This is a genomic window from Streptomyces sp. AM25 (genome assembly GCF_058146165.1).
In genome coordinates this window covers 319,356-342,304 of the sequence record NZ_JBKIWN010000001.1, presented here as the reverse complement: position 1 = coordinate 342,304, position 22,949 = coordinate 319,356, and the positions used below count along the sequence as shown (strand labels likewise).

Genomic DNA, 22,949 nt, shown 5'->3' with positions numbered 1-22,949 from the left:
GGCGTGTGCAAGGGGAGCAGGGATGAGGCAAGCGGTATGCGCATGAAGGAGATGGTGCGGCGCACCGGGGTCCATGAGCGACTGCTGCGCTACTACGAGCAGCAAGGACTGCTGACGCCCGAGCGGCTGCCCAGCGGCTACCGCGTCTACGGCGAGTCGGACGTCGAGACGGTGCGCCGTATTCGCTGTCTGCTGGCGGCAGGTCTTCCGACCGCTCTGATCGCTCAGGTTCTGCCGTGCATTCGGACGGACGGCGAGCGCCTGGTGCCCACCTGCCCGGAGCTGCTTGCCCAACTGCGCCGGGAGGGCCGGCGGATCACTCGTGCCATCGAGGACCTGCAGGCGTCGCGCACGATGCTCGACGCCATCATCGCCGCCGCGCCCCCTGTGGGCGCCGGGACGCCGAGGGCGACTCGGCCGGGCGTTGCCGAGGCAAGCTGACAGGGGACACTCGGCGAGCCGCCGGGCCACCGTCGCGGTCTGCGCCATGCTCGCGCGACTCGGGCCATGTCGTAGAGCCCGCCCCCCGAACGGCGGGGCACCGTGGGCCCGTTGCCCATCCGGTCGGCGCAACCTGAGTGACGGGTCTCGGGCGGATGCGTGCGTCGTTGCCCGGGCGGGTCCCCAGCGGGCACGATGGGAGCACTCCACCGGTCGTTGCGTCGAGGAAGCCGCCCTTGTTGGATCCGCATGCTTGACGGACGGCCTCGACGAGGCCGATATCGCCCTGATCAACGACGCTTTGGCGCTCGTCGGGCCGGCGGACGTACGCGCGGCCGTGCGGGGCCTGCTGCCGCGGCTCACGGAGGGGGAGCCGGAGTCTGCGGCCGCTCACCGCGATGTGGCTCATGCCGCCGCGCCGGTGGTCACGAACCTGCACATACGGGCGCCTGCCGGGCGAGAGCCGTGCGAGGCCGGGCTCTTCGTCCTGAGGGCGGCACCTGCCGGATCGGCGGGAACGGCGGCGATCGGCCGGACAGCCCGGCGATTCGCGTGGGCCTGCATCGTTGTTCTGTGTCATGCAAGGCGCGGGCGTCCAGGACTGGTTTCCACGGGACAGGGCATAGTGTCACCGGGAGTATGGGCCGGACAGCATTGTTCCTGGGGGAATTTATGCCGGGCAGGGGGGCGAACGCGGAGCACGATGTCGTGGCCCGCGGGGGGAGCCTGGACTCGGCAGTCGACCGAGTGTTCGACTTTTGTGGTGGTTGCAGCGATGCCGCCACCGTAGGCGTCTGCGGCTTCACCGGAAACTTTCGTGCCCGTTTCCTCACGCGGAACGTTTGCCTGCGCCTGGTGCACGGCCCGCGCCGAAGATCCTGTCCCGGACATCTGCTGCCGCACGGCAGCGAAATGTTGGCCACCAGCCGCCCACTGACTCACTGAAGGCCGTCTGACCCGGTGGCCTGCCACGCGGGCAGAACCCGAGGTGAGTTCTCTTCGCCTTCGACGAAGTCGCGACATTCTCCGCAACCCGTTTGATATGTGAAGGGATCGGCTCCGTGTATTACGCAGTCCTCGGACCGCTCCACCTGGTCGCCAATGGCGAAACCCGATCCATGAGATCCCGGAACTCGTCCATTATTCTGGCCACGCTCCTCGTGAATGCAGGAAGCGTCGTCACCGTCGACGATCTCATCGGTGAGGTGTGGGCGCGGCCGCCGTTGCGGGCACGCGATGCGATTTACGTGAACATCTCCAAGTTGCGCCAAAAACTTGGCGACACGTCACAGGAGGGTGTTTTACGGAGCCAGTTTCCCGGCTATGTCATGCGGCTTCATGACGAGCAGCTCGACCTCCAGCTGTTCCACCGTCATCGCGTCGAGGGGCATCGCCTCATGGCGAAGGGTGACTACAAGATGGCGATACGGGCGTGGAAAGCCGGGCTTTCGCTCTGCCGGGGCACCCCGCTCGGCGGGGCCCACTCGGGGCCGATCCTCGGCAGTTTCGACTCGTGGCTGCAGCAGTCGCGCGCGGACTGTATCGAGCTGACCGCCTGGTCGCAGCTTCGCGCTGGTCAGTCCCACTCGGCGGTCGACTTCCTCTCTCTGCATCTGGCGCAGTATCCGTTGAACGAGACCTTGTACCAGCAGCTCATGCTCGCGTTCTACCTGTCGCACCACCGTGCCCAGTCCCTCGGGGTATTTCAAAGGGCCTGCCGGGCACTTGGTGACGAACTCGGTGTCGGACCCAGCCGGGAGCTGCAGTTGATGCAGGACATCGTGGTGACCGACGACGTAGTCCGGGCCGAGCGCGTGCTCTCGACCGCTGTGGCGTCGCATGTCAGCAGCCTGCGGCCGTCAGGTGAGCTCTGGTGCCGCGCCAACTCGGTCGGCTAGTGCGTGCAGTTGGTGCGCATCGGAGCCGACTTGCCGAGTCGCTCCAACGGTGCGGCTGCGCCGGCCTCGCGAACAGGAAAGGGAAAACGTGGTCCTCCTGCCCCTTCGCTCCGTACCCGTGATGCGATGAGCGCCCCGGACGCGAGCTCGTTACTGCTCGCCTTTGCCGTTCTCGTCCTCGTCTGCCAGGCGATGGCTGCCCTCGCGCGCCGCCTCGGTCAGCCCTCGGTGGTCGGGGAGATAGTCGGCGGCCTGCTCCTCGGCCCCACCCTGTTCGGGGGCAGGCTCACCGACGCGCTCTTCCCGGCCGATGTCCGCCCGTCGCTCGGTGCCTTTGCGAATGTCGGCGTGGCGCTGTTCATGTTCCTGGTGGGACTCGAGTTCGATCCGCGTGTCGTGCGTCGGCACGCGGGCACGATGGGCCGGCTCTGCGCCGGGTCGCTCGTGGTGCCGTTCGGGCTCGGGGCCCTGCTCGCGTTCTGGTTGCTCGGCAATCACCCGAGCCGGCAGCCGGTGGTGTTCGTGGTGTTCCTCGGAACGGCCATGGCCGTCACCGCCTTTCCCGTCCTTGCCCGGATCATCGTCGACTTCGGTCTGCTCACCAGTCGGGTCGGCGGACTTGCACTGGCGCTGGCGGCCGTTGGCGACGTGATCGCCTGGACCGTGCTCGCCGTCGTCGCCATCGTCAGGGCGGGTGGGCACTCCTGGCACCTGTTGCTGCTCCTTCCCTACGCCGCGGCCATGGTGTTCGCCGTCCCCTGGCTGTTGCGCGGCCGGGTCGTGGGCAGACTGCCCCGGTCCGTGGTCGTGTCGCTCGTGGTGGCGGGTGCGCTCGCCTCCGGCGGTGCGACGGAGTGGATGGGGCTGCATCTGATCTTCGGGGCCTTCCTGTTCGGCCTCGTCGTACCCCGCACCGGACTGCGCGCCGGGTTCCGGGAGAGCCTTGGTATCTCGATCGAGCCGCTGGCGTCGTTCCTCATGCCGATCTACTTCGTGGTCGCCGGCTTCCGCGTGGACCTCTCGCACCTCAACGTCACTGCGATCGGCGAGCTGTTGCTGATTCTGCTCGTCGCGGGCGGCGGGAAGCTCCTCGGCGTCTACGGCGGGGCCCGGGCCGCCCGCCTCGATCACCGGTCGGCCGCGATGCTCGCCACGCTGATGAACGTGCGGGGCCTGACCGAGCTGGTGCTGCTCACGGTCGGTCTCTCCCTGGGGATCCTGGATCCCGACCTCTACTCGCTGATGGTCGTGATGGCCGTCGTGACCACGGTCGTGTCGGGCCCGCTGTTGCGATGGAGCAGCGGCTCGTCGCTGAAGGGCCAAGCAGCACCGGGTGCCCGGCTCCCGACGCCGAGCCGGAGCGAGCGGGACGGATAGCGCCTTCCGCCGCTCAAGCGGCCTCCCACACGAAACTCCTTATGCGCGGGACCGGGGAGAACAGGATCGGTACCACGGCCGAGGCGAAGAGCAGCGCGGCCACCAGGAGAATGGTGCGCGTGTCGGCGAAGCCGCCGAGCCATGAGGTGACCAGGCCGCCGAGGGAAATGCCCCCGAACACCAGGGTCCGGTAGCCCGCCACGACCCGCCCCAGGAGCCCGTCGGGAGTGACGCTCTGCCGCAGCGTCGCGGTGAGGACGTTGTAGACCGCCAGACCACCGTTTATGACGGTCAACAAGGCGGTGAGAACGACGGCGAGAGACGTCTGCCGTTCCGAGACGGCAGGGATGAGCAGGGCGGGAACGGTGCCGGCGGCGGCCGCCGCGAGGAAGGCGACGCCCACGGGAAGGCGCCGGGAGAGCCAGGGCGCGCCCGCGGCCCCGGCCAGGCCGCCGGTCGCGCCCACTGCGAGGACGATGCCGATGACGCCGATGTCGAACCCGAGAACACGGTTCGTGTAGACGAGGAATGCGGTCTGGAAGATGGCCCACGCCAGGTTGTAGAGGCTCCCGGCCAGGGTGACCGCCCGCATCGGGGGCGTGCTCACGAGGAAGTGCAGCCCGTCGCAGAGGTCCCGCCAGGGGGTGCCGGCACGTCGGGTCGGTCCGGGCTCCCGTCGCTTGATGAGCAGGAGGGAGAAGACGGACACAACATAGGAACCCGCGTCGACGGCCAGGCACATCGGCGCGGAGAGCACCTGCACGAGCAGTCCGAACAGCCCCGGCCCCGCGACCTCCGCCGCCGCCTGGCTCACGGACATGCGTCCGTTGGCCAACAGCAGGTCCTCGGCGGCCACGAACTTCGGCAGGTACGCCACGAGGCACAGGTCGAACAGCACGGTGAACGCCCCGATGCCCGTGGAGAGGGCCAACAGCCAGGCCAGGGTCAGCCACCCGAATGCCGCGAGCACCGGGACGGCGCCGACGAGCAGGGCGCGGGCGGCGTTGGCGATCATCAGCAGCGGGCGGCATCTTATGCGGTCGACGAGAACTCCGAGCGGCAGCGCCAGGACGAGAAAGGGAAAGTACTCGACGAACCGCAGCAGGCCCAGGCCGGTGGCGTCGGCGCCGACCACGACGAGGGCGGTGATCGGCAGGCCCAGGAGACTGACCTCGGCACCGAACATCGAGACCGTCTCGCCCGTCCAGAGGATCTGGAAGTCACGGTTGCGTCGCAGCCCCGTTCGGGGCGGGGCATGGGTCTCCGGTGGCGTCACCGCGGTACCTGCTGTCCCGGCCGGTTCGTGCGCGGGCGGGTTTCGCGTTCTCCCGCGCTCGCCGGAACGGGACCGGTCAGTTGCCGAAGACGGTCGAATGCTGCGTGGAGGCAGTCGGGGACCGCGCCGAACGAGAGGCGCACCCGGTCGTCCGTGCCTTGCCAGAAACCGCTGCCGGGCATCAGCCGCACGCCTGCCTCCGCCAGCGCCCGGTCGCAGAGTCGCCGGGCGTCGTCGTCCGGGTCGGCCAGCCTCAGCCAGAGGAACGGGCCGCCCGCCGGAGGCGCCGCCGCCTCGAAGACGTCGAGCATGGGCAGGGCCTTCATGGCGATGGCCCGGCGCTCGGCCAGTACCGGCAGGTTCCCGTCCACCGGCTGTTCCAGCAGAGCCGCCGCCGCCTGCTGAGCCACCAGCGACGGGCCCATGCGCAGACGTTCGGCCACCCCGGTGAGCACTTCGGCGTTCGCCGGCGCGGTGGAGATCCAGCCGATGCGGATGCCGGGGCATCCGAAGCTCTTCGACACCGAGTTGACCTTCGCGACATGGCCGCTGTCGATCAGGGCCTGGTCCTCGCGGGGGCGTGCACCCCCGACGATCAGCTCGTCGTACACCTGGTCCATGACGAGCAGCGCGCCGTCCGTGCACGCTGCGTCGGCGTGCAGGGCCACGGCGCCCTCGGTGAGGAGACGGCCGTCGGGGTTCGACGGGCTGTGCACCAGCCGTATCCGCGCGGGAGCGGCACCTCGGGGTGCTGCGTCCAGCGGGACGACGGTGGCGCCGAGGTTCTCGAGGATCTCCCGGTAGAAGAGGACGCTCGGTGCCTGGACGGCGGCCCGGTCGCCGGAGGTCAGGAAGGTGTGGGTGACCAGGAACAGTGCCTCGGTCGCACCGTGGGTCACCACGATGTGGCGCTCGTCCAGCGCCAGGCCGTACTTCGCGTTCTCCCGGGCCGCGATCCGGCGCCGGAGGTCCCGCATTCCCTGCGGGTCGGGATAGGTCTCGGCGCTGAACGAGACCCGGCCGGTCGATGTCGGCAGACCTCGCATCAGGGCTTCCGCGAGATCCCACGTGGGCCGTCCGCTCTTCTGCGCCGCACGTGCCTGACGCTCGATCACGGACAGCTCGTGCCATCGACGGCTCGGCACAATCATGGGCACTCCTCGGGAGTGGAGAGGTGTGGCTCGACGGCGGTGGTCCCGGCGCCGCCACCGAGCCTTCTGACGGGTCGCCCCGGGCCAGGGAACATGATCACCACATGACCGTGACCGATTTCTGGAACACGCCCTGGACGCGCCATGAGAAGTGCGGTTCGGTCCCTGCGGGCCGCTGGGGTCCGCACTTCGGCAGGATCGTTCAGAGCTGCAGGTGGATCGGCAGCGCGGATGGCGTCGTGCCGGGTTCCGGTGGCGGGGCGTCGAACAGCGCCGTGAGACCCGCGTACGCCTGGTGGAGCGATCGCGGTGTCGTCGTGGGCTCGAACAGCCCGTCGGACTGCCATCGTTCGGGGTCCAGGCCGATCGCCCAGGCGTTGAGCCAGGGGTGCCGGTCCAGGTGTGCCCGCCGCTCGGGCAGGGCGTCCTCCACGGCGATGAGGAAGATGGCCAGGGCCACTTCCTCGAGCACGGCCATCGAGTGGCGGTGGTCGTCCACGAGTTCGGCCACCGACTTGCCTTCGACGAGGTTGCGTTCATAGGCCTCGCGCAGGAACGGGATCTTGTAGTAGTCGATGAAGCGGAAGTCCCGGCCCTGCCCCGCCGCGCGCTCCCACTGCTTGAACAGCCGCTTGACCTGGACGGCCAGCGGGTACAGGCCCGGGGTCGCGGCACGGACCGCGGCGGCCTTCTCCTCGTCGAGGAAGATGCCGTTGAACATCTGCGGGGTCGCCGTGGTCCAGGAGAGCAGCGTGTCCCAGATGAAGGACAGTGCCATGATCAGCGGTTCGCCGAAGTACGAGTAGGAGCTGTGGATGTTGTACTCGAGCCAGTCGTTCTGGCCGAGCACGAAGCGGCTCAGCTCCTCGGCCCGCTCCGGGCGCAGTCCCCTCCGGGCGTCCTCGCCGATCAGCTCGATCAGTGCCGAGTTCTCGAAGGCGATCATGTTGGAGCCGGGGGAGTAGAACGGGTCGGCGAAGGCCGCGGCCTCCCCGATGCAGCCCCAGCGGTCCTCGGAGAACACCTGGGCGGAGGTGTAGCTGTAGTCGCGGACCGCCAGGAAGTCGAGCACCTCGTGACGGCTCAGCGCGGGCACGACCACCGGTTCGTGCCGTTCCAGCCATGCGACGGCGCCGGGAAGGGTGCTCATGGCGTCGATGTCGTGGAGGTCGCCGGACGTCACGATGCCGACGCTCGTGTTGCCGGAGCCGAGCGGGATCAGCCAGACCCAGTAACCGGGGCCCATGAGATGGACGGTGGAGAGCCGGCGCTGTCGGCCCGGCACCCGCTCGTGCCAGCCGGCCTGGTCGTCGGGGACGAAGTCCTCGACGTCGAGCCGGCCCGTGACGCGGAACCACGCGGCGTTGAACTCGCCCTCGGTGGGGCGCAGCAGGCCCAGTTTGCGCTGGAGGAACCGGGCCCGCCCCATGGCGTCGACCACCCACCGGCAGCGTGCGCTGCGGGTAGCTCCCGCCCCGTCGACGTACGTCACCAGGTGCGGGGTCCGGCCGGGGCCCAGGCCGATGTCGCGGACCTTGCTGCCGGTGGCGATCTCGACACCGGCCTTGAGGTTCATCTCGTAGAGGTCGTTCTCCAGGACCCCGCGGTCGATCTGGTAGGTGGACCGCCCGGGGAACGCCGACAGCCCGATCTCGGAGGCGTGCGCGAACGGCTCGCCCGCCCGCCCGAAGAAGTAGCGCAGGCCCAGCTTGGGGAGATGTTTCTCCGCCATGTAATCGGCGAGCCCGAGGACCGAGGAGAAGTAGAAGCCCGCGATGTCCACCGTCGATTCGCCGACCTTGTGGGCCGCCAGCGGCACCGGGTAGGTCTGGCCGTCGATGGTCAGGACCGAGGCGTCGGGCTGCTCCCGGCGCAGGTGGCGGGAGAACGTGGCGCCCGCGAGTCCGCCGCCGCAGACCACGACGTCGTACCAGGGGATGCCGTCGCGGGTCTCGGAGTGTTCAGGGCTGAACAGTGTCACGGGAGTCCTCCGGATCGCCGGGTACGGTGCCGCTGCCCGGGGTGTCGGCCGTCGGCCGGGACAGTGCTTCGGACCACAGGGCCAACAGCCGTGCGGCTTCGGTCTCGTCGAGCCGGTCGAGGTCGTGTTCGAGGGTGGCGACGAGCCGGGGAGCGCCGCCGGGAACGGACGGTTCGAGCGACACCCCGAGCACGAGCGGGTGGTGGAGCTGCCCGAGGGCGACGCACTCCTCGACCACGGTCAGCCGGCCGACGGCCCCACGGGCGTGATGGAAGTGCACGAAGTTGAACCACCCCGCGACCGCCCGGTCGTCCGCGACGCGGTCGGCGAGGGGGAACCCCGCGTAGGGCTCCAGCGCCTCGAGTCCGGCCTGGACCGCCTGCGCCGCAGGGGGTGGCGCGCCGGCGTCCCACCGGGAGGTGACGGGCAGGATGTTCCAGAACAGGCCGGTGGTGCGGAGCGGTTCGGTCAGCCGCTCCGAGCGGCCGTTGGCGACGACGCCGACCGTCAGGGACGGTGTGCCGGTGTGCCGGTGGAGGGCGGAGACGAACGCGGTCAGACAGCGGGCCTTGGGGGAGACACCCTCGGTCCGGGCACCCGCGAGGATCGCCTCGGTGCGCTCCGGGGGCACGACGGTCTCCGTGCTGCCCACGCGCTGCATCACCCGGTGCCGCGAGGCCGTCGAGGCGTCCGGGAGCGCGGCGAGGGCCTCGGCCCAGAAGCCCCGCGCCTGCGAGTCGTCGGCGAGCGCCCGTTCGAGTGCGACGAACTCCCGGTACGAGTCCACTGCGGGCGCCGTGGTGTCCGGGCGGCCGCCGTCGCGGAGCGCTTCGTAGTCCTCGAGCAGTTCGTTGCGCAACTGGACCCCGCTCCACCCGTCCGTCATCGCGTGATGCGCGGACATCACGACGTCGGCCTCGGTCGCGGAGCGCACCACGATGCGGAAGCGGGTCCACGGCACGGCGCCTTCGGTGGTGAACGGGGCGGCGAGATCGGCCTCGACGACGGCGTTCAGCACCTGTTCGGCGTTGCCCTCCGGGCCGGTGACGACGGTCTCGACGAGGGTGTCCTCCGCGGGCAGCACGCACTGCAGCAGCCGCCCCGAACCGGGGACATCGACCACGGCCGTGCGCAGCGACCGGTGCCGCTCGACCAGACCGCGCAGCGCCCGCCGCAGTACGCCGACGTCCAAGTCGTCGTCGCGCAGCCGCCATCCCGCGACGCAGTGGTAGGCGTGCAGTGCCCGCAGGGCCGGCTCGGCGGACCAGGCCACCATGCGCTCCTGGAGGTGCGTCAGCGGGTAGGCGTCCTCGCACCGCTCCGGCAGGTTCCGGGCCTCGACGTCGGTCAGGGCCACCGCCGGGCGCACGGCCGGTGCCACGGGCCCGGTGTCGTCGGCGCGTCCGGCGACCATGTGCGCGAGCGCCCGCACGGTCCGGTGCTCGATGACGTCGCTGGTGCGCAGGGCGATCCCCGCGCGCTGCGCGGCCTGCACGGCCTGGATCAGCCGGATCGAGTCGCCGCCGAGCCGGAAGAAGTCGTCCTCGGCGCCGACCACGGACAGGCCCAGTACCTCCGCCCACGCCTCGGCCAGAGCCGATTCGAGCGGGTTGACGGGCCGGCTGACCGGGCGTTCGGCCATCCGCTGCGTGTGCACGTCCATGAGGGCGCGGTGATCCACCTTGCCGTGCTCGGTGGTGGGAAAGACGTCGATGCCGTGCACGGCACCCGGGATCATGTAGGCGGGGAGCATCCGGGCGAGGTGCCCGGAGAGCTCGTGCGCCAGCACCTCGTCGTGCTTCGGGCCGTGGGCGCCCGGCCCGCGGACGAAGGCCACGAGAACCCCGCGCGCGGAATCGGCCACCACGACGGCGTCCTCGACGCGGTCGTGCGTGCGCAGCGCGTTCGCGATCTCGGCGGGTTCCACCCGGAAACCACGGATCTTCACCTGCCGGTCCCGTCGCCCGGCGAAGACCAGTTCCCCGTTCTCGTCCCAGGCGCCGAGGTCGCCGGTGAGGTGCAGCATGCCGCCGTCCGGGCGGAACGGGTGCGGGACGAACCGGCGGGCGCTCTGGTCCGGGTCCCCGACGTACCCCGATGTCACGCCGCGCCCGGAGATCGCGATCTCGCCGATGACGTGACGGGGCAACAGACGCCTGTCCCGGTCCAGGACGTAGACCTGCTTGTTGGCGCGCGGCCGGCCGATCGGCACGCTGCGGTAGGCGCGCGCCGGGTCCACCCGGTGCAGAGTCGTGTTCACGCACGCCTCGGTCGGGCCGTACCCGTTGTAGGCCGCGACGCCGCGGGCCGCGTATGCCGCCAGGTCCGACGCGTTCGCCGGCTCCGCTGCCGAGATGACCACGCGCAGGTCCGTCAGCCGCGACGGGTCGAGGCCACTGAGGTAGGAGGGGGTGATGGTGGTCGCCGTGACGGCGTGCTCGGCCATCAGGCCTTCGAGACGGCGCGGGTCGGCGAGGTCCTGCTCGTCGGGGAGGACCAGCGCCGCCCCGGCGAGGTGGGTCATGACGATGTCGAGCAGGGCGCCGTCGAAGGAGAGCGCCATGAACTGGAGGTAGCGGTCGCCCGGGCCGAGACCGAGCTCGGTCACGTGGTCGAGACCGACGTTCACCAGACCGGCGTGGTCGAGGACGACCGTGCGGGGGGTTCCGCCCGAGCCCGAGGTCGTGATCACTGCGGCGGCGTCGTCGCCCCGCGGGTCCGGCCAGGACGGGTCGGGCGACGGTCCGGCCGCGGTCGCGGGGAACTGGAGGTCCGGGCAGCACACGGCGAGCGCTGGCAGGTCGGTGAGGCGGTCCAGCAGGCTGGAGTGCAGTGCCAGGGCCTTCGCCTTCGTCGCCTCCACGATCCCTGCGATGCGGTCGGCCGGGGCCTGCGGGTCGATGGGGACGTAGGCCGCACCGGCGGTCACGCACCCCCACAGCGCCACGAGGGTGTCCTCGGTGCGGGTGATGAGGACGGCGACCGCTTCTCCGGGGGCGAGGCCCAGGTCGTTGCGCAGGTGACGGGCGAACTGCCCGGCCCGGGAACACAGTTCGCCGTAGCTCACCGTCCGGCCGCCGGCGAGGACGGCGGGGGCGTCGGGGGCCGTGGCGGCCACCGCCCGGAACCGGGTCGCCAACGAATCGTCCGGGGTGTGGGAGGGGACGTCGGTGGCGTTGAGGGTGTCGAGCTGATGGCGGATCTCGTCGTCGTCGAGCAGCTCCAGACCGGCCACCGTGACGTCGGGGTCGGCGAGGTGCCCCAGCACCCGCTCGACCAGCCGGACGATGTGGCCGGCGAACCAGGACGGGAACCGGCCGTGCCGGTCCTCGACCTCGAAGCTGCCCCGGTGGGCGTCGATCCTGATCACCAGCTCCGTGGTGTCGTCGGCCGTCACCGCCTCGTGCAGGCCGGCCTCGGCGATCACCAGGCCGGTCTCCGCCGGTCCGTCCGCCTGTGCCCACAGGTCGCGGACGGGAAAGCCCTGGATCGGGTAGGAGGTGGCGACCTGGTCGCGCACGTGCTCGAGCAGGGACCGGAAACTGCCGTGCCGCTCCGGGCGGAAGACCAGCGGCACGTGGGTGTCGTGCGCATAGGGGCTGTCCACTCCGCGGAGCAGGGGAGTGGACAGCCAGACCACGTCGCGCGCCGACGTGCGCTGGATGACGGCCACGAGGGCGGCGAGGAGGACGACGAAGTCGCCGAGGGCCTGTCCGCCGGTCACGGCGGTGACCCGGCGACGGGTCTCCGGCCCGATGGCGGCGCTGTGGCGTGTTCCCGGCGCGGCCGTCGTGGTGGTCACGAAGGAGTCGGCCCAGTGCAGGGCGTCCTCGGCGGACGGCATGGCCGTCAGCCAGGCGGCGCGCTGGCGGTGGTGGGCCGGGCCCTGCAGAGCCTCGATGCGCGAGGTGGTCATGACCAGCTCCAACGCTTGGCACCGTAGAGCCGCTCGGCGTGGCGGCCTTGCGCCTGGCAGGTCTTGACCAGGCGCTCGGCTTCCTGAAGGGCCAGGGACTCGGTGGTGTAGGGGATGCCCAACAGGGGGTAGAGCCAGGGCTCTTCCCCCATCGCGTACACATAGACCTCCGAGCCGTTGAAGCGTTCGACGACGTCGAGGGCCTCGGCGCACGTGGATGCGCGCCCTCTGCGGCTGCGGTCGTGGTCCCGGTCGAGCGGGTGGGCGAAGTACGGGCCGTAGACCCAGCTCGCCGGAGCGCCCTCGCACTCCATGCCCAGGAACAACAGGTCGATGTCGCCGACCAGATCGTGCACGCGGTCGTACAGCGCCGGGTTGATGTTGGCGGTGTCGGCCCCGACGAGGACCGTCCGGCCGCCGAGGCGGAGGTGGTAGGTGGACTTCGACCGGATCGCCAGGTCGTGGTGCTCGCCGACGAACGGCACGGCGGTGACCGCCCCGTGGGGAAGGGGGATCACGTCGAGCTCGCGCACCTCCCGGACGTCGGGGAAGCCCAGGTGCTCGACGACCAGACGCAGCGACGGGTCCATGAGCCCGCCGCCGTCGTTGCCCGGCACGATCACCGTTCCCACCCTGTGCCGGATCTGCAGCAGCGTCTCGGGCAGGACATGGTCGTGGTGGGCGTGGGTGATCAGTACGTAGTCGATCCGGTCGGGCAGCTCGGCGTAGGAGAAGCGCGGCACGTCGGACGCGTGGTCGTAGGCGATGACGGGGTCGGTGAGGATGCTGACGCCGTCGGCCTCGAACAGCACGCAGGCGTGCCCGAAGTAGGTCACCCGGGCCGCTCCGCGTCCGGCCGGTGAATCCTTGCCGTCGGTCGGCGTCCGCGGAGGCGTGGAGGTGAACAGCTCCCGGAAGCGAGGACGGGTGCCGGCGTCCAGGTCCAGTTCCTCGGCGAGCGCGTCCGGGTCGACGGGTTCGGTGCGGGCGCGGAACAGCGTGTCGAGGGCCGGTGCGGCGAAGGGCACCGTGAGCTCCACGGCGTCGTCGGCGGTGCCCGAAGGCGCCGCGGGCAGGCGGGGGGTGGAGAACGCGAAGGGGCGGTCGCCGTCGCGGTCCGAGGGCACCAGGCGCACACACTGCCCCGAGGGGTCGGCCAACGCGTCGGTGTAGAGCAGCCGTTCGTAGAGCCGGCAGCGTGCCCGGTTGTGGCGGTCGTACTCCAGCTCGACCAGGCCCTGCAACGCGGCCGGGACGTCGGGGTACAGCGGCTCCAGGGCGTTGCCGGTCGTGCCCTCGAGGAGCTTGTCGAGCTCGGCGAACGCCGACACGAAGTCCTGCCGGTGACGGGCCTTGGCACGCGTCGCGTCCAGCAGCTCCTGGACCTCGGCGACCTTGGCGCCGCCGAGGTCGAGGAACGGGCCGCTGCGCGTCGCCGGGTTCGCCGCCGCGGCCGCGTGCATCGCCGGAGAGCGGATGTAGGACTCCATCATCCGCAGGTGGCGTTCGACGACGACGAAGGCGGCCGTCGCGGGCGAGACGAGGTGCACCCACGCGTACCAGCGGTCGACCAGAGGCTCGACCTCGACGTCGCCACGGAGGAAGGACCTCGCGGCCGCTTGCGTCTCCGTCCCGGTCACGAGCGGTCTCCGTCGGACGCCGGCGCGTCCAGGGCCGCCAGGGCCGACTCGATCTGCTCCAGGCCCTCGACGACGAAGTACCGGTTCTGGAGCCGGAGGATGTCGTACGTCGCGAACCGCACCACCTCCGGGTCGAAGGGCTCGACCGGGGCGGCGGGGTCGAGGCTCTGCCGGATCTCGTCGGCCGAGGAGAGGACGGCGCCCCCCAGCGCCCGGAGTCCGTCGGGCGTTTGGATCAGGCCGGTCTCCAGAGTGCTCCACAGGATGCTCTGCAGGAGCGCGAAGTCGTCGGGGCGCGTGACGCATTGGACGCCGATGCGGCCGAACTCCTGGTACAGCAGCGCCGTGCGCGTGTGGGCCAGGTAGGGGCCGTGGCCGAACAGGTCGTGGAAGAGATCAGGCAGCTTGGAGAAGCGCACCTCCTCGGGCGTGCGCATCTGGCTGGTCACGGGGAACCGCCGGTTCCGGAGCATGTCGAAGAACTCGGGCCCCTTCACGAGGCCGTTGACCGGCACGAACGTCCAGCCGCTGACCGCGCTCAAGCGCTCGTTCATCTGCTCGAGGTCGGGCACATGATCCGCGGGGAGGCCGAGCAGGGCGAGCCCCTCCAGGTAGAAGGGCGGCGCGGCAGACGGGACGAGGACCGCCTGCTGGTGGTACAGGCGCTGCCAGACCTCCTGGTCGACCGGCTCGTAGTGCTCCTTGACGGGCGGTACTGCCTGGGCGTCCACTGCTGCTCCTCTCGGCGGGCCGGCTCGGCAACCGGTCCCGGGATGTGTGGTTCAGTACCGCAGTTCGATGGTCAGGGAGTCCGTGGCCGGCGTCGGCCGGGCGTTCACGGCCTGGTCCAGCGGATCGTCGGCGTGATCGAGGAGCGTCTCCACGATCTGCAGGAAGGCACGCCCGAGTCGGGCGAGCGTGTCGTCGTCGGTGCGGGCGCGGGGCGCCACGATCTCGACGTCCAGCGTGTCCGCCCGCTCGGTGATGTCGAACCACAGCGCCGTGTGGGCGCCGAAGACGAGGCCCGGCCGGGGAGTGTCTTCGGCGTCGGTCAGCAGGGCCCGGGGCTGGAGGGTCAGGCCGACGTCGGCGAGCGGTGCGTCGGCATCCAGCCCGAGCGCCCGGCCGATGTCCCCCGACGGGACCCATCGGTGGGCGAGGGCGTCGCGAACCGACCGGCGTACGGAGCCCAGGAGCGTGGTGAAGGGGGCGTGCGGCTCGACGCGGTCGCGGATGCCGAGGGTGTTGATCAACGGTCCGAGCTGTTCGTCGAGGACCGGCCCGTCCCGCAGCGAGACAGGTGACATCACGACGAGGTCGGTCTGCCCGGTCGTGGCGAACAGAAAAGCCTTGACGAGGGCGTGCAGTCCGGCGAAGAGCGTCGTGCCGGTGTCCGCGCACAGCGCCCGGAGCATGTGGGTACGACGGGCGTTCACGCTCACCCAGTGGCGGCGCCCGATGAAGTCCCGGGGCCCGGCCCGGTGGGCGATTCCCAGGGGCGTGAGATCGGGGCGGGCGCGGTCGATTCCGGCCAACTGCCCTGTCCACCAGGCGAGTTCGGCGCGCCCGTCCGGGGTGCCGAGACAGGTGAGGTGGTGGGCTGCGATGTCGTGGAACTGCCGCGTCGGCGGCTGGGGGAGGGCGCTGCCGTCACGCTGTGCCCGCCGGTCCTGCTGCCACCACCGGGCGAGGACGTCGCAGGACATGCCGTCCCACACGATGTGGTGGGCGGTGACCACGGCGAGGACCGATGCGCCGGGCCGCCGGACCAGGTGGAGCCGGAACAGGGGCCCCTGGGCGAGGTCCAGCGGACGGCTCGCCTCCTCCTCGAGGAGTTTGTGCAGGTCCTCGGTGGTGGGGGAGCGGGACAGGTCGGTCAGCCGAAGGGCGTCCTCGTGGCCGTGGGGACGGATCCGCTGCCGGGGGTGGTCGCCGGCCAGGGGAAAATCGGTGCGCAGGATCGCGAAGGACTCGACGAGCCGGGCGAATGTCGCACGGTCGGCCGCGGGGTCCCACGGGGTGCCGAGGTCCAGGACCTCGGGGAGCGCTGCCGGTGTCTCCGGGGCCCGGAACTGGTCGAGCAGCCAGAATTCCGACTGCGCGGGCGACAACGGGTAGTCCTCGGAGGCCGGGGCCCGGGGGATCGTGACCGGCCGGACGGCGGGCTGCTCCACTGCGGGCGTGCGGCGGGCGTCGATCAGCTCCGCCTGGCGGGCGAGTGTGGCGTAGGTGAACACGTCCTCGAGGGCGAGGGGCACGCCCAGCTCTTCCTCGACCCGGGTCACCAGCACCACGGCCAGCAGGGAGTGGCCGCCGACGGAGAAGAAATTGGCGTCCGGACCCAAGCCGGGGCGTCCCAGCAACTCGCCCCACAGCGCCCGCAGTACGGCCACCGTGCCGGGCGTGCCGTCCTCGGCGGGCGGGGGGTCCTCCGGTTTCTGCTCGGCAGAGGTCGGCGTGGGGCCGGAGGAGCGGGCGCGCAGCGCGTCCAGGTCCGCCTTCCCGTTGGCCGTGGTCGGCCAGGTGTCGACGGTGACGAACCGGGTGGGGACCATGGGCGCGGGCAGGAGCTCACGCAGCCGTCGGCGCAGGGCGGGGATCCGTTCCCGGTCGCGGTCGTCGACGTAGGCCACGAGCGTCGGGGCGCCGGTGGTTCCCGCCCAGGCGTCGGTCACGGTGTCGCCGGCCAGCAGTCCGGTGCTCTGGATCGCGGCGCGGACCTCCTCGAGCTCCACCCGGTATCCGCGGATCTTGACCTGGCGGTCCCGCCGTCCCACGAACACCAGGTCACCGGAGGGGAGGCGCCGGGCGAAGTCCCCGGAGCGGTACCACCGCCGGGATCGAGGTCTGTTGCCCGCCCCGTCCTGCAACCGGGGGCCGGGTGCGGGCAGTTCGAAGGCGCGGGCGGTCTCCTCGGGCCGGCCGAGGTAGCCGCGGGCCACGGTGGGCCCGCCGATGACGATCTCGCCGACGCTGCCGTCGGGAACCGGTTTCCCGTCCGGATCCAGCAGGTTCACGCTGATCGTCCCGATCGGGCGGCCGATGTTCTGCGTGTCGGACGACGGCCCGGGCACCTCGGAGGGGTCGAGTCGTTTGAACGTCGTGAAGACGGTGGTCTCGGTGATGCCGTAGCCGTTGACGATGTCCACGCCGGGCACGTGCCCGGCGAAGCGCCGGACGGCCCCGGGGTTGACGGGTTCACCACCGAGCACCACGTAGCGCAGGGAATCCGGTGCCGGTCCGGGTCGGCGGTCGAGTTCGTCCACGAGCCGCTCGAAGGTGCTCGGGACCTGGGACAGCACGGTCACCTGCTCCTGCACGAGGGCGGGGAGCAGCTTGCGCGGGTCCCGGCGGGTGGCCTCGGGCACGATCACGACCCGTGCTCCGCGGGACAGCGGGAGATGGATCTCCCAGACGGAGAAGTCGAAGGCGATCGAATGGGCCGACGTCCAGACGTCGTCGTCCCGGAACACGAACGGCCAGCCGCCGGCCCACAGGAGCGCGAGGGCGTTCGCGTGCTCGAGCACGACGCCCTTGGGGGTTCCGGTGCTGCCGGAGGTGTAGATGATGTAGGCCGGATCGTCCGCGCCGGAGACCGGGGCGAGGTCGGCCACTTCCTCGCCGTCGTCGGACGGGAAGGGTTCCTCGTCGAGGGCGAGCACGGGGAGCCACCCCAGCCCCTCCGGGAGGAGGCCGCGGTCGTGGCCGTCGACCACGAGGAGGACCGGCCGGGCGTCCTCGAGCACGGTCCGGCGGCGTGCCTCGGGATGCATGGGGTCGATCCCCAGGAAGGCGCCGCCCGCCTTGAGGATCGCGAGCTGGGTGACGGGCACGCGCTCGGTGCGCTCGACCGCGTAGCCGACGATCCGCCCGGGGCCCACGCCGAACTCGTCGCGCAGGCGGCGGGCGAGCCGGTTCGCCCTGCGGTTGAGCTCCCCGTAGGTGAGAGTCCGGCCCTCGCACACCACGGCGGGGCGCTCGGGGGTGAGCCGGGCGTGGCGCTCGACCGCCGTGTGCAGCAGGGCCGGTGCTGCCGCGGTCTCCAGCGCCGAGGACGCCACTGCCGCGACGGTGGCGCCGCCGGCGTGCGGGAGGGCGGCGATCGTGCGCGAGAGCCCGTCGAGCCAGCGCTCGATCGTCGTGCTCGCGAAGAGATGGGAGTCGTACTCGAGTTCGCCGCGCAGCCCGCCCTCGTCCTCGACGAACGTCACGATCATGTCGAGTTTGCCGACGCCGCGGTCGACGTCGACCCGGCGCGCGCGGGGCTCCCCCCACACGGACTCCGTGCGGGCTCCGGGCGCGTTCTGCAGGACGAGCATCACGTCGAAGAGGGCCGAGCGTCCGGGGTCGCGCACCAGGCCGAGGTCCCGGACGACGAGGTCGAGGGGGTACTCCTCGTGTGCGAAGGCGTCCAGGGCGGTCGAGCGGACGTGGGCAAGAAGTTCGTCGGGGGATGCTTGCGGGTCCACGTGGGTCCGCAGCGCGATGCTGTTGACGAAGGAGCCGAGGACGTCTTCGAGGTCGACGTGCGGGCGGCCGGCCACCGGGGTGCCGACGATCAGGTCGCGCTGGCCGGTCAACTGGTGCAGCCAGACGGAGGTTGCGGTGAGCAGGGCCATGAACAGTGTGGCCCGGCGGTCCGCGGCCCACGATCGCAGTGCTTCGGTCACGTCCGGGCCGAGTACGAAGCGCTGCACGTCGGCTCCGGGAGCCTGCGCGGTACCTCGCGGGGCGTCCAGCGGGAGGTCGAGAGCCGGCAGCGGCCCGGCCAGCCGGTCGGTCCAGAACTGCCGCAGCCGGTGGCCCACCGGACCGGCGAGCCGTGCGTGCTCCCAGGCGGTGTAGTCGCGGTACTGGAGGCGGGCGGGTGGCGGCTCCGCCGGGCCGTCTCCGGCGGCGAGGGCCCGGCACCGCGCGGCCAGTTCGGTGAGCAGGAGGGTCAACGACCAGGTGTCGCTGATCAGATGATGGATCACCAGGTACAGCACGGTCCCCCGGCCGGACGCCGCCGCCGGGCCCGCCGGGGTGATGAGACCGAGCCGCAGCAGGGGGCCGTCCGCGGTGGCGAAGGGCCGTTCGCCCATCGTGCGCAGACAGCGGGACGGGTCGGCCGCCGTGTCGGCCTCCACGGGTACCCAGCCGGGTTCGGGGGACCGGATGCGCTGGACGAGTTCGCCGTCCACCAGGGAGAACGTCGTGCGGAGGATCTCGTGGCGGGCGGTCAGTCCGTCCACCGCGGTGCGCAGGACGGAGAGGTCGGGGACTTCGGTCAGCTCGGCGCCGACGGCGATGTTGTACGCGGAGGAGGTGGTGTCGAAGCGGCTCGCGATCCAGTGGCGGAGCTGACTGTGGGATGCCGGGACCGTCTCGGCCGGCGGAGTGGGCTCGAGTCGGGCGACCAGGCACGAGGTGTGGTCACACCCGCGTACCACCTGTGCCTGTGCACGGATCGTGGGGTGCGCGAAGATCGTGACGACATCCAGGCGCCCGCACAGGACCACCGCCGCGCGCGTGGCCATCCGGGCGGCGTCCAACGAGGTGGCGCCCTGGGCGATGACGTCGTCGTCCGGGCCGGGCACCACACCCTCCAGGACGTCGCGCCACAGGGCGACGAGAGTTCCCTCGGTCGCATCGGACGGTGACGAGAGCAGGGGGCCGGCCGTCGAGTCGCCCGCAAGGGCCGTGCATGCCGTCGGGAGGGCCTCGATGTCGACCTTGTCGTGCGTGGTGCGGGGAAAGGCGTCCAGCACATGGACGACCTCGGGGACCATGACGGACGGCAGGAGCGCGCCGACGTGCGCGCGGACGGCGCCCGGTTCGGGCGGGTCCGACGAGGCGTCGCGTGTCACCCAGGCGACGAGCCGCTCACTGCCCGCCTCCGCCGACGGGCCGCCGCCCACCGTGCGCACGATGGCGTCGTCCACGGCGGGGTGGCGGCGCAGCGCGGCCTCGATCTCCGCGGGGGCGATCCGCAGCCCGCGGACCGACAACTCGTCGTCGAGCCGCCCCAGGAACTCCAGGTTCCCGTCGGCGCGCCACCGGACGAGGTCCCCGCTGCGGTAGAGCAGTTCCGGCCCGGCGACCGGGCGGCGCACGAAGCGTTCCTCGGTCAGTTCCGCGTCGCCGAGGTATCCGGCGGCGAGGCAGCGTCCGCGTACGAAGAGTTCACCCGGCACCCCGAGCGGGGTGAACCGCCCGTGGCGGTCGAGCACGGCGACCCCGACCCCCGGGATCGGACGGCCGACGGGCACGGGGTCGCCGACCGGTCCGGCCGAGCAGTCGAAGGAGGTGACGTCGACGCAGACCTCGGTCGCGCCCCATCCGTTGAGCAGGCGGGCGTCCCCGCGGCGGCCGACGACCTCCTCGAAGAACTCGACCAGCCAGGGATGCAGGGTCTCGGCGCCGGCCAGGACCCACCGCAGCGACGAGAGCGCGGGGTGGAGGCCGAGCGCGGCCACGTGTTCGAGCAGGCTGCGCAGGGGAGAGGGCACCAGGTCCACGACGGTGACCCGTTGGCGCTCGATGGCATCGAGCACGCGCGCCGGGTCGCGCTCGTGGCCGGTGGGCAGGAACCACACGCGTCCCCCGACCGGCAGCAGACGGAACATCTCGCAGATGGCGGGATCGAACGACAGGGCCGTCCGCCCGAGCGAGACGTCCTCGGGGCCGAGGCCGAGGCGGTCGATGAGCCATCGCTGACGGCTGACGAACGACCGGTGGCGCACCAGGACGCCCTTCGGCTCGCCCCGGGAGCCGGACGTGTAGACGACGTAGGCGAGATCGTCGCCGTGCAGGTGCGGGAGGCACCGGACCGCATCGGCCGGCCCGAGGTCCTCGAGGACGATGACGGGGCGGTCCGTGGTGAACGCGGTGCGCCCGGCCCGGGTGGTGACGACCAGGCGCACCCCGGCCGCTGCCAGGAGCCGGGCCCGCCGGGCCTCGGGCAGCGTGGGGTCGAGCAGGAGGAACGCGCCTCCGGCGGTGAGCACGCCGAGGGCCGCGGTGAGCACCGCGCACGACCGCTCGGCGACGACGGCCACGATCTCGCCCCGTGCGACCTCGTGGGCCAGCAGGGCCCCGGCCACGCGCTCGGAGCGCTCGACGAGTTCCCGGTACGTGAGGCTCTCCATGTCGCAGGCCGCCGCGACCCGTTCGGGGTGGCGGTCGGCCGCGGCCCGGACGAGCCCGTGGATGGTCGTCCCGGCGGGCACCGGGGACGGCCGGCCCGCGAGCCGCTGTTGCTGGAGGCCGGTCTCGGCGGAGGAGAGCACCGGGAGCGCGGCCAACTCCTGGCCGGGGCGGGCGCTACCGGCGGCGAGTACGCGGGTGACTGCCTCGCCGAGACCGGTGCCGGACGCGTACGGATGCTCGAGACGAATCGCCGGAGCGGCGCCGGGATGCAGAGTGAACTCGCCCCGCGCCGTGGGCCGGGGGCTCGCGCCCGGGCCGAGGACGTCGGCGTCCGTGATCAGGACGGTCCAGTGACCCGCGGGCCGGGGGGCCGGGAGCCGCTCGGCGATCGAGGACCGTACGCCGTCGAAGGTGGACGAGGGGGAGCAGTCCACGACGACGCGGTGCTGCGCTGCGCCGGCCCCCGGCGCCGTGTCCGTCGGTGCGATCGTGATGTCCAGGACGAGCCGGTCCCGGTCCTCGTACCGCTGGAGCACGGTCACGGCGGCCGCGAGCACCTCGTCGACGGAGGGGCGGGCGCTGTCACCGTCCGGGGCCCGGAGCGCAGCCCCCGAGCCGGCCGGGCTCATGCGCCGGTGCTCTCTGCGTCGCCGGTCGACGGCTGCGGGGCGGACAGCCGGTCGGACACGGTGATCACGTCGGAGGGCGTGCCCGAGGCAGGCGGCTTCGGCCCGCGCAGCGGCGGTGTCGAGCCCGACCGGTAGTCCGACGGCCCGTTGTATTCGGTGATCTCTCCGGCCCAGTTGCGCAGGACCGCCCGCTCCGGCGACAGGCTGAGCAGGTAGTTCGGAGCGATGGGGATCTTCCCGCCGCCACCGGGGCTGTCGATCACGTAGGTCGGGACCGCGAAGCCGGTGATGTGCCCCCGCAGACCTTCCATGATCTCGATGCCCTTGGCGACACTCGTCCGGAAGTGCCCCGCGCCCCGCACCGAGTCGCACTGGTACAGGTAGTACGGACGCACACGGATCCGGACGAGCTCGGTCCACAGCCGGCGCTGTACTTCGACGCTGTCGTTGACCCCTGCGAGCAGGACCGCCTGCGCGCCGATGGGAGCGCCGGCGCGGAGGAGCCGGGAGCAGGCCCGGGCGAGCTCGGGCGTGATCTCGTACGGATGGTTCACGTGAATGTTCACCCACATCGGGTGATTCGCCTCGATGATGTCGCACAGCTCGTCGTCCACGACGAACGGGTTGAACACCGGGGCGCGGGTGCCGAGTCGGATGATCTCGACGTGCGGGATCTCACGGATTTCGGCGATGATTTCGGCCAGCCGGTTCCGTGCCATCGACAAGGGGTCGCCGCCGCTGATCAGGACGTCGCGAACCTGCGGTGATTCACGGACGTAGCGGATCTGCTCCCGCCAGTCGGCGTTTCCGTAGTTCTGCTTTCCGTCGCCGACGAAGCGGCTTCGTGTGCAGTACCGGCAGTACGAGGTGCAGGAACTGGTGACGAGCATGACGAGCCGGTCGGGGTACTTGTGAATGACTCCGCGCACCGGCTCGTTCTCGATCTCCGAATTGGCGTCGGGAAGCCGTCCGTCGAAAGCCTCCATCTCCCGCGAGGTGGGAATGACCTGGCGCCGCAGCGGGCACTGCGGATCGTTCCCGTCGATGAGGCTGAGGAAATACGGGGTGATGTCCACGCGGAACAGTTCGTCCGCGCCGAGCGCGCTCTCCTCCTCCTCGGTGAGCTTCATGACCTCGCGCAACTGCGCAGCGCTCCGCAGCCGGTGGGTCATCTGCCAGCGCGGGTCGCTCCACTCGGCCTCGGGCACGTCCGCCCACCGGGGATGACGAGCACTCGCACCGTTCTGCACACCGATCGGCATGTGAAACCTCCGGCTGAATCCGGGTGGACCGAGTTTCAACGATAGGCACAGCCCCAACGGCCGTTCAAGCATGCCGAATTACTCTTGAGGCGGTGCATCAGGTCTCTTTTAGACGGCGCGTCAGAGCCCTTTAAGGTGCTGCTTAGCAAGTGTTTAGACGGTGCGTCGAGTTCACTTTGCGCCCTCTGGTGCCGCGGGCTTCGGGTCTGGTAGACCGTTTGACCGGTTGTTTTTGTTCGTTCCGGCC

The 22,949-nt window shown here is 71.4% G+C and carries 11 protein-coding genes; 3 read left to right on the top strand and 8 right to left on the bottom strand.

All coding sequences use genetic code 11. The features are described from left to right. The first annotated feature begins 36 nt into the window (after positions 1-36). From ACLHRZ_RS01250 to ACLHRZ_RS01240, 3 genes are all read left to right on the top strand, one after another. Positions 37-441, top strand: coding sequence for a MerR family transcriptional regulator (locus ACLHRZ_RS01250; protein WP_490416278.1), 405 nt, complete (start codon positions 37-39; stop codon positions 439-441). A 1,061-nt stretch (positions 442-1,502) separates the two neighbouring features. After that, positions 1,503-2,339, top strand: a complete 837-nt coding sequence (locus ACLHRZ_RS01245; RefSeq protein ID WP_490416277.1) for an AfsR/SARP family transcriptional regulator — start codon at positions 1,503-1,505, stop codon at positions 2,337-2,339. 126 nt (positions 2,340-2,465) lie between these two features. Continuing rightward, entirely contained in the window at positions 2,466-3,716 is a 1,251-nt protein-coding gene (locus ACLHRZ_RS01240) for a cation:proton antiporter (protein WP_490416276.1), read from the top strand. 13 nt (positions 3,717-3,729) lie between these two features. Here the strand turns inward: ACLHRZ_RS01240 and ACLHRZ_RS01235 are convergent, their stop codons facing one another. The 8 genes from ACLHRZ_RS01235 to ACLHRZ_RS01200 all read right to left on the bottom strand — a co-directional run bounded on the left by ACLHRZ_RS01235 (position 3,730) and on the right by ACLHRZ_RS01200 (position 22,702). Next, the gene (locus ACLHRZ_RS01235; RefSeq protein ID WP_490416275.1) at positions 3,730-4,992 is read right to left on the bottom strand and encodes an MFS transporter; all 1,263 of its coding nucleotides are present in this window, start codon (positions 4,990-4,992) and stop codon (positions 3,730-3,732) included. Next, positions 4,989-6,143 (bottom strand): pyridoxal phosphate-dependent aminotransferase, encoded by a 1,155-nt coding sequence (locus ACLHRZ_RS01230; RefSeq protein WP_490416274.1) that lies wholly within the window; start codon positions 6,141-6,143, stop codon positions 4,989-4,991. The genes ACLHRZ_RS01235 and ACLHRZ_RS01230 overlap by 4 nt, the downstream gene beginning before the upstream one ends. A gap of 202 nt (positions 6,144-6,345) precedes the next feature. Next, complete coding sequence (locus tag ACLHRZ_RS01225) at positions 6,346-8,124, bottom strand: NAD(P)/FAD-dependent oxidoreductase (protein WP_490416273.1); 1,779 nt, start codon at positions 8,122-8,124, stop codon at positions 6,346-6,348. Next, entirely contained in the window at positions 8,105-12,040 is a 3,936-nt protein-coding gene (locus ACLHRZ_RS01220; RefSeq protein WP_490416272.1) for a non-ribosomal peptide synthetase, read from the bottom strand. The genes ACLHRZ_RS01225 and ACLHRZ_RS01220 overlap by 20 nt, the downstream gene beginning before the upstream one ends. After that, a complete protein-coding gene (locus ACLHRZ_RS01215) occupies positions 12,037-13,680 on the bottom strand; it encodes an MBL fold metallo-hydrolase (protein ID WP_490416271.1) in 1,644 nt (547 codons plus the stop codon). Before ACLHRZ_RS01215 ends, ACLHRZ_RS01220 begins: the two co-directional genes overlap by 4 nt. Next, positions 13,677-14,411: a hypothetical protein gene (locus tag ACLHRZ_RS01210; protein ID WP_490416270.1), complete on the bottom strand. Its 735-nt coding sequence runs from the start codon at positions 14,409-14,411 to the stop codon at positions 13,677-13,679. The genes ACLHRZ_RS01215 and ACLHRZ_RS01210 overlap by 4 nt, the downstream gene beginning before the upstream one ends. Before the next feature lie 51 nt (positions 14,412-14,462). Beyond that, positions 14,463-21,440: an amino acid adenylation domain-containing protein gene (locus ACLHRZ_RS01205; RefSeq protein WP_490416269.1), complete on the bottom strand. Its 6,978-nt coding sequence runs from the start codon at positions 21,438-21,440 to the stop codon at positions 14,463-14,465. Then, entirely contained in the window at positions 21,437-22,702 is a 1,266-nt protein-coding gene (locus ACLHRZ_RS01200; protein WP_490416268.1) for a KamA family radical SAM protein, read from the bottom strand. The genes ACLHRZ_RS01205 and ACLHRZ_RS01200 overlap by 4 nt, the downstream gene beginning before the upstream one ends. Between the last annotated feature and the right edge of the window lie 247 nt (positions 22,703-22,949).